The sequence below is a fragment of the Oceanicella actignis genome (assembly GCF_900111545.1).
Classification (GTDB): domain Bacteria; phylum Pseudomonadota; class Alphaproteobacteria; order Rhodobacterales; family Rhodobacteraceae; genus Oceanicella; species Oceanicella actignis.
On sequence record NZ_FOHL01000018.1, the window covers coordinates 1 to 9,003 of the forward strand.

Genomic DNA, 9,003 nt, shown 5'->3' on the forward strand with positions numbered 1-9,003 from the left:
AACCGCACCGTGCTGGACGAGTTCTTCCGGGTGAAGATGCGCGAGACCTTTTACGAGACCGTGGAAGCGCTGCAGGCCGATCTCGACGCCTGGCTCGTCCACTACAACACCGAGCGCCCGCATCTGGGCTACCGAAACCAGGGCAGACGGCCCATCGAAACCGTCATGTCGTTCGTCGGTCAAGAAGGTTAGGAGAACACCCAATTCTCAGCATCACGGCCGCCTGATCATGACCTCAGGCCACCCGACAAATCGCACCACCTTGACGGACTTGACCGATGGCGCAGAAGCAATCGGGGCGACCGAGGCCGATGAGCTGCCTGACCTCGGTCAGCTTGTTGATGACGACATATTCGGCCGGGCCGGAGACGACGAAATCGACCGATTTGTCGCGCAGGGCTTCGGCGACGGCGGTGCGCGAGTTCACCGGCAGGAATTCGAACTCATCGCCGGTGGCCTTCTCAAGGGCATCGCGGAACGGGCCCCATTCGGCCTGCAGGGTCTCGAGGCCCTGCGCATCAGTGACGGCGAGTTTCCAGGTTTCGGCGGCAACAGCGCTGGCCGAGGCGGCCGCCACGGCAAGGCCCAGCGCGAGGGCCTTTGGGTTGAAACGCATCTTGAGGCCCCCATTCGGATCTGGCCGGATCAGCCCCCACCGTATGGGGCGCGAGCGTCACCGGCGTTGGTCAGCCCTGATCCATTTCTATGAACTTTTGCCCAAAGAGGCGTGACAACCCGCGCCTCCTCGCGACTGGCTGGCTCACTGCGTGCCGGGCGCCACGACGAGGCTGACCCGTTCGCCGGCGAACCAGGTAACGCCACGCTCGACCGGTTGGCCGCCCAGATCCGTATTCAGCGCGATGCTGCGTAAGAGCGGCGCGCCCGGCCTGAGCTGAAGGTGGCGCGCCTGCACCGCATCCGCCAGATGGGCGCTCAGCCGCGTTTCGGCGCGCAGGTAATCGTCCACGCCGCAGGAGGCGAGCGCGCGCGTCACCGAGCTATCCTCCTCCAGCGCCGCGGCCAGGCCGGGCAGGCGCTCGGCGGGAAAGACGCTCTCGAAAAGCGCGAGCGGCTGGCCATCGGAAAGAGAAACGCCTCCATAGACGACGACCGGCGCGCCGGTCTCGAGGTCCAGCGCCGCAGCCTCGGGGGCGCTGGCGGGGCGGGTCTCGAGCCTCAGCCGGCGCCTGTCCGGGGTGCGGCCCGAAGCCGTCACCGCCTGATGAAAGCGCACCCGCCGGCCCAGCGGGTATTCGGTTGGCGTGGACTGCACGAAAACCCCCGCGCCGCGCCGCGCATGCACCAGCCCCTGCTGGGCAAGATCGGCCAGCGCGCGGCGTACGGTGTGGCGATTAACCCCGAAACGGCGGGCAAGCTGGGCCTCGGTGGGCAGCTTGGCCCTCGGCGCATAGAGCCCCCGCGCGATCTCGGCGGCGAGCGTTTCGGCGATGGTCTTCCACAGAGGGTTGGGCGTCATCGGACCCGTTGCCAAAATTTCACAATACCTTCCTTGCCGGAGCGGCTACCGCAAGGGTAAGACTTGTCTAGTTGTATAGTGTCTTCGACAAATCCGCAAATTGTCGAAGACCGAGGCAAGAGAAAACGAATGAAAGCCGCGACATGAAGATTACCCCGGACGATATCGGCCGAAAGGGCTGGATGAGCCTGCTGGCCAAGGCGCCGCCGGCGCGTCTGGCCACATTGCTCGATGGGCTCGAGCCTCTGCCAGATCATCAGTTCCTGCGCGCCCCCGAGATCGGCGCGGTGATGGTGCGCGGCCGGATGGGCGGCAGCGGAGCGCCGTTCAATCTGGGCGAGATGACGGTGACCCGCTGCACGCTGCGCCTGACTTCCGGCGAGGTCGGCCATGCCTGGGTGCAGGGTCGCGACAAGGGTCATGCACGCCGCGCCGCGCTGGTCGACGCGCTGATGCAGGGACCGCGCGCCGATGAGATCCGCATGCATGTCCTCGACCCACTGGCCAGCGAAGCCGAAGCCCGGCGCACGGCGCGGGCAGCCAAGGCAGCCGCGACGAAGGTCGAATTCTTTACCATGGCGCGAGGAGAAGACTGATGCAGGCCCAAGTCCTCGAAGGCGGTTTCGCGAACCCCTCGGTCGATGCGGCCCACGCCTTTCGCGCGGCTCTTCAGGCGCTCGCCCGCCCCGGGCGGATCGAGCGGATCGCCAGCGCTCAGGCGCCCGACCCGGTCTCGCCGGCCGCGGCGGGACTCCTGCTTACGCTCTGCGATGCCGAAACCCCGGTCCATCTTGCTTCCAGCCACGACAGCCCCGCTCTACGAGAATGGATCGCCTTCCATACCGGGGCGCCGATCGTAAGGCGCGGCGAGGCCATGTTCGCGCTCGGCCGCTGGGCCGATCTCGTGCCGCTTGACGATTTCGCACAAGGCGCCCCGGAATACCCCGACCGTTCGGCAACGCTGATCGTCGAACTCGACCATCTCGCGCCCGAAGGCGCCCGCCTCACCGGCCCCGGCATCGAAACACAAGCGCATCTGTCGCTGCCCGAGATCGCGGCCTTCCGGGCCAACCGGGCGCGTTACCCGCTTGGGGTCGATTTCTTTTTCACCTGCGAGGACCGCGTCGCCGGTCTGCCGCGCAGCACGCATGTGGAGGAAGGCTGATGTACGTCGCCGTCAAGGGAGGCGAGCGCGCGATCGAGAACGCCCATGCGCTGCTCGCCGAAAAGCGCCGGGGCGATCCATCCATCGCCGAGCTTTCCGTCGCCCAGATCCGCGAACAGCTCAGCCTCGCCGTCAACCGGGTGATGGCCGAGGGCTCGCTTTACGACCCGGACCTCGCCGCACTGGCGATCAAGCAGGCGCGCGGCGATCTGATCGAGGCGATCTTCCTCGTGCGCGCCTATCGCACCACCCTGCCGCGCCTTGGCCATTCCAACCCCGTCGAGACGGGCGCAATGGCCTGCGAGCGGCGCATCTCGGCCACCTTCAAGGATCTGCCCGGCGGACAGATTCTGGGGCCGACCTTCGATTACACCCACCGGCTGATCGACTTCGCGCTGGCCGCCGAAGGCGCGGACGGGCCGGCAGAGGCGGTAGCCGAGCCCGAGCGTGCCGAGATGCCGCGGGTGGGCGAGATTCTGGCGCGCGACGGGCTCATCCAGCCCGAACCCGCCGGCGACGAAGCGCCGCCCGACCTCACCCGCCAGCCGATGGAATACCCCGCGGGCCGCCCCATGCGCCTGCAAGCGCTTGCCCGTGGCGACGAGGGCTTCGTGCTCTCCATGGCTTATTCGACCCAGCGCGGCTATGCCCGCAATCACCCCTTCGTGGGCGAGCTTCGGGTCGGACGCGTGGGCGTCGAGGTCGAGATCCCCGAGCTGGGCTTTGCCGTCGAGATAGGCGAGATCGAGCTCACCGAATGCGAGACGGTGAACCAGTTCAAGGGCTCGAAGACCGAGCCCGCGCAATTCACCCGCGGCTATGGCCTCGTCTTCGGTCACGCCGAGCGCAAGGCGATCTCGATGGCCTTGGTTGACCGCGCCCTCAGATGGCAGGAGCTGGGCGAAGACAACGTCGGCGCTCCGGCGCAGGACGAAGAATTCGTGCTGGCGCACGCCGACAACATCCAGGCCACCGGCTTTCTCGAACACATAAAACTGCCCCATTACGTCGATTTCCAGTCCGAGCTTGAACTGGTGCGCAAGCTGCGCGCCGAGGCCGAAGCCCGCCGGGCGGAGATGAAGGCCGACGCCAGCCAGGAGGCGGCAGAATGACCGATCAGGCCTACAATTTCGCCTATCTCGATGAGCAGACAAAGCGGATGATCCGCCGCGCGATCCTGAAGGGCGTCGCCATTCCCGGCTATCAGGTGCCCTTTGCCAGCCGCGAAATGCCGATGCCGTACGGCTGGGGCACCGGCGGCGTGCAGGTCACGGCGGCCTGCCTGACGCCGGAGGACACGCTCAAGGTCATCGACCAAGGCGCCGACGACACTACCAACGCAGTGTCCATCCGCAAGTTCTTCGAGCGCACCGCGGGCGTGGACACCACCGAACACACGCGCGAGGCCACGGTGATCCAGACCCGCCACCGCATCCCCGAAGAGCCGCTGACCGAGGCGCAGATCCTCGTCTATCAGGTGCCGATCCCGGAGCCCCTGCGCTTTCTCGAGCCACGCGAGACCGAGACGCGCAAGATGCATGCGCTCGAGGAATACGGGCTCATGCATGTGAAGCTCTACGAAGACATCTCGCGCCATGGCCATATCGCCACGTCCTATGCCTATCCGGTCATGGTCGAGGATCGTTACGTGATGGACCCCTCGCCGATCCCGAAATTCGACAACCCCAAGCTCGACAATTCCCCGGCGCTACAGCTCTTCGGCGCAGGGCGCGAGCAGCGCATCTATGCGATCCCGCCCTACACGAAGGTGGTGAGCCTGGATTTCGAGGATTACCCCTTCGAGGCCTCGAAAGCCGATCACCCCTGCGACCTCTGCGGGGCCGAGGACAGCTACCTCGACGAGGTCATCATCGACGACGCGGGCAGCCGGATGTTCGTCTGCTCCGACACCGATTACTGCGCCAGCCGACAGGCCCAGGGCCATAGCGGCCGGCTGAGCCCGGAGGACGCGGCATGAAGGATACGACGCAGACCCCGCTCTTGCGCGTGCGCGACGTCACCAAGACCTATGGCGGGCGCATCGGATGCGCGGATGTCTCCTTCGACCTGTGGCCCGGCGAAGTGCTGGGCGTGGTCGGCGAGTCCGGCTCGGGCAAGTCCACGCTGCTGGGCTGCCTCGCGGGCCAGCTCACCCCCGACCGGGGCGAGGTGATCTTCGACACCCGCGCCGACGGCCCGCGCGACACCATCGCGATGTCGGAGCCCGAGCGGCGCATGCTGGCGCGCACCGACTGGGCCTTCGTCCACCAGAACCCGCGCGACGGGCTGAGGATGACGATCTCGGCCGGCGGCAATGTCGGCGAGCGGCTGATGGCGGTGGGCGCGCGCCACTATGGCGACATCCGCCATTCGGCCGCCGACTGGCTGAGCCGGGTCGAGATCGACCGCGCGCGCATCGACGACCGGCCAGAGGCCTTTTCGGGCGGCATGCAGCAGCGGCTTCAGATCGCGCGCAACCTCGTCACCGGGCCGCGGCTGGTGTTCATGGACGAACCCACCGGCGGGCTCGATGTGAGCGTGCAGGCCCGGCTTCTGGACCTTCTGCGCAGCCTCGTGCGCGACATGGGGCTTTCGGCCATCGTCGTCACTCATGACCTCGCCGTGGTGCGGCTCCTCGCCGACCGGCTGATGGTGATGAAATCGGGCCGCGTGGTCGAGGCCGGGCTCACCGATCAGGTGCTCGACGACCCGCAACACCCCTATACCCAGCTGCTCGTCAGCTCCGTCCTTCAGGTCTGAGACGATGATCGAAATCGAGAACCTCTCCAAATCCTTCACGCTGCACAACCAGGGCGGCGCAAGGATCGAGGTGATGCAGGGCGCGACCTTCAGCGTAGCCCCCGGCGAATGCGTGGCCCTGACCGGCAATTCAGGCGCCGGAAAATCGACGCTGATGCGCATGATCTATGGCAATTACCGAGCCGAGGCCGGCCATATCCGCATAGCCGGCGTCGATGTGGCCCGGGCCGAGCCGCGCGAGATCCTCAGGCTCAGGCGCGAGGTTCTGGGCTATGTCAGCCAGTTCCTGCGCGTCGTGCCCCGCGTGCCCACCCGCGAGGTGGTGGCCGAGCCGCTTCTGGCGCTGGGCCGCCCCCGCGACGAGGCCTTTGCGCGCGCCGAGGCGCTGCTTGAGCGGCTCAACATCCCGCCGCGCCTGTGGGGGCTCTCGCCGACCACCTTCTCGGGCGGCGAACAGCAACGGGTCAACATCGCGCGCGGTTTCGTGCGCGACTGGCCCGCGCTCCTGCTCGACGAGCCTACCGCCAGCCTTGACCCAACCAACCGCGAAGTGGTGCTCTCGCTGATCGAAGAGGCCAAGGGCCGCGGGGCCGCGATCGTGGGCATCTTTCACGACAGCGCGGCGCGTGCCCGCGTGGCCGACCGCGAGATCGACGTCTCGGCCTTCGCGCCCGAAGCGGCGCGCGCGGCCCATGCCTGAGATGGCGGGCCGGCTCTACGCCATCGTCGGCCCCTCGGGCGTGGGCAAGGACACGCTCATGCGCGCGGCGGCGCGCCGCCTGCCGGGGCTTCGCCTCGTGCGCCGGGTCATCACCCGGTCGGCCGAAGCGGGTGGCGAGGACTTCGAGAGCACGAGCGAGGCCGATTTTGCCCGCCGCCTTGCACGCGGGGACTTCATCCTGCACTGGCAGGCGCACGGGCTGAGCTACGGCATCCCCGCCGATGTGCTGGATTTTCTGGAGGCGGGGCGCCCCGCGCTCTTCAACGGTTCGCGCGCCATGCTGGCCGAGGCGAAGGCGCAGTTTCCCGCACTCGAGGCGATCCATGTCACGGCGCGGCCCGAAATCCTCGCCGCCCGGCTGGCCGCGCGCGGACGCGAAAGCGCCGAGGAGATCGCCGCGAGGCTGGCGCGCGCGAAGATCGGCCTGCCACCGGGCATCAAGGCCATCGAGATCGACAATTCCGGGCCGTTGGAGACGGCGGTCGAGGCGCTCGTCGCTGCGCTTCAGCCCGAAAGCGCGAAACGTTCGATGAGATGAAACATCCCCGCCTCGTCTTCGCCGAAGAGGCACAGGTCCATGATTTCGAAGGGCCTGGGCAGGAGCGGCGCCAGAACCGGGGCAAGGGCCGCCTGCACGGCCTCGGCCTCGGCGGGGTCCAGGCGGCCGGTCAGGGTGATATGGAACCGAAACTCGTCCATCACGTAAGGATAGCCCCAGCGTGCGAGCATGACTTCCTGCCGCTCGCTCAGGCCCGCGGCGCGGCGGCGGGCGAGTTCGGCCTGCGTGGGCGGCGCGCGGTGACGATCGAGCGCCGAGACGATCTTGCACGCGAGCCCGGAAATCTCGGCCGGATCGCCTTCGGGCGCCAGCGCCAGAAACCCGCCCAGCCGCGCAAGCGCCAGCCCGTCGGCGTGCGCAGGCGCATGTGCGGCTGCAAAAGCGGCAAGGTTGGCGCGCAGTGCGGCGAAATCGGAGCCGGGGGCCAGCCGGAAGGGAGGCTTGAGCGTGGCGTGCAGCCCGTATTTGCGCGGCGTCTTTGTCAGCGCCGCGACCGGGCGCGGCAGGCCGTTGATGGCCGGATGTTCACGGCGCTGCCCGGACACGGGGTCCCAGCCCAGCCAGCACGCGCCGAAATCGGCCAGCGCGCCTTCGGGCGGGGCGTAGTAGATGGCGTATCGCAAAAAATCTTCCATGTCCCCGCCCTTAACGCAGTTCTGTCACGGTTCTGTGACCCGGACGCGCTATCCGCACAAGCGGAAGATCGGAGACAAGAATGAGCGACATCATCCTGACCAACGCGCGCCTCGTGCTGGACACCGAGATCGTCCGCGGTTCCCTGCGCATCTCGCAAGGGCGGATCGCCGCGGTCGATCAGGGGCCAAGCGCGGCGCCCGGCGCGATCGACTGCGAAGGCGATCTCGTGCTGCCGGGGCTGGTGGAGCTGCATACCGACAATCTCGAGCGTCATATCGAGCCGCGCCCCGAAGTGCACTGGCCGCACCGCCCGGCAATTCTCGCCCATGACGGCGAGTTCGCCTCGGTGGGCGTGACCACCGTTTTCGACGCGCTGCGCGTCGGATCGCTGCTCTCGGGCAAAACTTCCGATCGCCCGTATGCCCGGGCCCTGGCCAGCGAAATCGCCAAGCTGCGCACGGAGGGGGCCCTGCGCATCAGCCATTTCGTGCATCTGCGCGCCGAGGTCTCGTCGCAAACGCTGGCCGAAGAGCTAGAGGAATTCGGGCCCGAGGACCGGGTCGGGCTCATTTCGCTGATGGATCACACGCCGGGACAGCGGCAGTTTCGCGACCTCAGCTATCTGCGCACCTATCTGCAAAAGAAGCGCAGCTTCACCGATGCCGAATTCCAAGAGCATGTGGCCCATCTTACCTCCCTGCGCGCCGAATACGGGGCGCGTCACGAGCGCGCGGCGGTCGCGGCGGCCGCGCATCTCGGCGCGGTGCTTGCCAGCCATGACGACACGACCGAGGCGCATATCGAGGAATCGGCCGCGCGCGGCATCCGGCTCGCCGAATTCCCGACAACGCTCGAGGCCGCGCGCGCCTGCCAAGTGCATGGGATCAAGGTCATCATGGGCGCGCCCAACCTCATCCGGGGCGGCTCTCATTCTGGCAATGTCGCCGCCAGCGAGCTCGCGCGCGAAGGGCTGCTCGATATCCTGTCATCGGACTATGTGCCCTCGTCGCTCCTGACGGCGGCCTTTCAACTCGCCGATTTCTGGGGCGACCTGCCACGGGCGGTCGCCACGGTCACGCGCACGCCGGCCGAGGCCGCCGGCCTGGAAGACCGCGGGCGCATTGCGGCGGGCCTGAGAGCCGATCTGGTGCGCGTCTGCCGGCTAGGCGGCCTGCCGGTGGTGCGCTCGGTATGGTCGCAAGGCCGCCGCGTGGGCTGATGCCAGCGCAATAACGCGCCGAAGTCTGAACAGTTTGAACTGATGCGGTGGATGCCCCCACCAACGGCATCTTGTATGCCATGACGGTTCTATCGGAACCAATTTTGGAGGGCACATCGATGACGACGAAGATCAGCATGCTGGCGATCGACTTGGCGAAGGGCAGTTTTCAGGTCTGTGCGGTCGGGCCGGATGGGGCGGTTCTATACGATCGGGCGCTATCGCGGACACGGTTGGCCGCGCTTTTGGCCGAACAGCCAACTGCATCGTGGCCATGGAGGCTTGCGCAACTTCCCATCACTGGGGCCGGGTGGCTCAACGTGACCTGCTCCCCTTAGAGCCGAACCCGAAAAGAGTTGAGCGATCTCAGCAGGTTGTGATTCCGTCCGTTTGCGAGACGAGATGGAGTGCACGATGGCCTGGACAGAGACCGCTCGCCGGGATCATGCCCGGCGAGGGCGCGGTT

Annotated in this window: 12 protein-coding genes; 9 read left to right on the top strand and 3 right to left on the bottom strand. The window is 67.4% G+C overall.

Going from position 1 to position 9,003, the window contains the following annotated elements:
* Positions 1-192, top strand: a 192-nt coding sequence (locus BMW67_RS14975) for an integrase core domain-containing protein (RefSeq protein ID WP_143053723.1), incomplete at its 5' end; no start/stop codon positions are given.
* Between the two features lie 43 nt (positions 193-235).
* Here the strand turns inward: BMW67_RS14975 and BMW67_RS14980 are convergent.
* Both BMW67_RS14980 and phnF read right to left on the bottom strand, forming a co-directional pair.
* On the bottom strand, positions 236-616 hold the full coding sequence (locus tag BMW67_RS14980; protein ID WP_083581648.1) for a PhnD/SsuA/transferrin family substrate-binding protein: 381 nt from the start codon (positions 614-616) through the stop codon (positions 236-238).
* A gap of 144 nt (positions 617-760) precedes the next feature.
* Positions 761-1,477, bottom strand: coding sequence for a phosphonate metabolism transcriptional regulator PhnF (gene phnF, locus BMW67_RS14985; protein ID WP_072748498.1), 717 nt, complete (start codon positions 1,475-1,477; stop codon positions 761-763).
* A gap of 143 nt (positions 1,478-1,620) precedes the next feature.
* Between phnF and phnG the strand changes: the two genes are divergently transcribed.
* From phnG to phnN, 7 genes are read left to right on the top strand one after another with little or no spacing between them, the layout of a single operon-like run.
* On the top strand, positions 1,621-2,073 hold the full coding sequence (gene phnG / locus BMW67_RS14990) for a phosphonate C-P lyase system protein PhnG (protein ID WP_072748499.1): 453 nt from the start codon (positions 1,621-1,623) through the stop codon (positions 2,071-2,073).
* Entirely contained in the window at positions 2,073-2,642 is a 570-nt protein-coding gene (gene phnH, locus BMW67_RS14995; protein ID WP_072748500.1) for a phosphonate C-P lyase system protein PhnH, read from the top strand. The genes phnG and phnH overlap by 1 nt, the downstream gene beginning before the upstream one ends.
* Positions 2,642-3,754 (top strand): carbon-phosphorus lyase complex subunit, encoded by a 1,113-nt coding sequence (locus BMW67_RS15000; protein ID WP_072748501.1) that lies wholly within the window; start codon positions 2,642-2,644, stop codon positions 3,752-3,754. Before phnH ends, BMW67_RS15000 begins: the two co-directional genes overlap by 1 nt.
* Complete coding sequence (locus tag BMW67_RS15005) at positions 3,751-4,620, top strand: alpha-D-ribose 1-methylphosphonate 5-phosphate C-P-lyase PhnJ (protein ID WP_072748502.1); 870 nt, start codon at positions 3,751-3,753, stop codon at positions 4,618-4,620. Before BMW67_RS15000 ends, BMW67_RS15005 begins: the two co-directional genes overlap by 4 nt.
* The gene (phnK, locus tag BMW67_RS15010) at positions 4,617-5,402 is read left to right on the top strand and encodes a phosphonate C-P lyase system protein PhnK (RefSeq protein WP_072748503.1); all 786 of its coding nucleotides are present in this window, start codon (positions 4,617-4,619) and stop codon (positions 5,400-5,402) included. Before BMW67_RS15005 ends, phnK begins: the two co-directional genes overlap by 4 nt.
* Positions 5,403-5,406: 4 nt before the next feature.
* Positions 5,407-6,102 (top strand): phosphonate C-P lyase system protein PhnL, encoded by a 696-nt coding sequence (phnL, locus tag BMW67_RS15015; protein ID WP_072748504.1) that lies wholly within the window; start codon positions 5,407-5,409, stop codon positions 6,100-6,102.
* A 1-nt stretch (position 6,103) separates the two neighbouring features.
* On the top strand, positions 6,104-6,661 hold the full coding sequence (gene phnN, locus BMW67_RS15020) for a phosphonate metabolism protein/1,5-bisphosphokinase (PRPP-forming) PhnN (protein ID WP_072748505.1): 558 nt from the start codon (positions 6,104-6,106) through the stop codon (positions 6,659-6,661).
* On the opposite strand, the gene BMW67_RS15025 is transcribed toward phnN, so the two are convergent.
* Positions 6,628-7,317 (bottom strand): DUF1045 domain-containing protein, encoded by a 690-nt coding sequence (locus tag BMW67_RS15025; RefSeq protein ID WP_072748506.1) that lies wholly within the window; start codon positions 7,315-7,317, stop codon positions 6,628-6,630. The genes phnN and BMW67_RS15025 overlap by 34 nt on opposite strands.
* Before the next feature lie 80 nt (positions 7,318-7,397).
* Here BMW67_RS15025 and BMW67_RS15030 point away from each other — a divergent pair, with 80 nt between their 5' ends.
* Complete coding sequence (locus BMW67_RS15030) at positions 7,398-8,537, top strand: alpha-D-ribose 1-methylphosphonate 5-triphosphate diphosphatase (RefSeq protein WP_072748507.1); 1,140 nt, start codon at positions 7,398-7,400, stop codon at positions 8,535-8,537.
* The last annotated feature ends 466 nt before the right edge of the window (positions 8,538-9,003 follow it).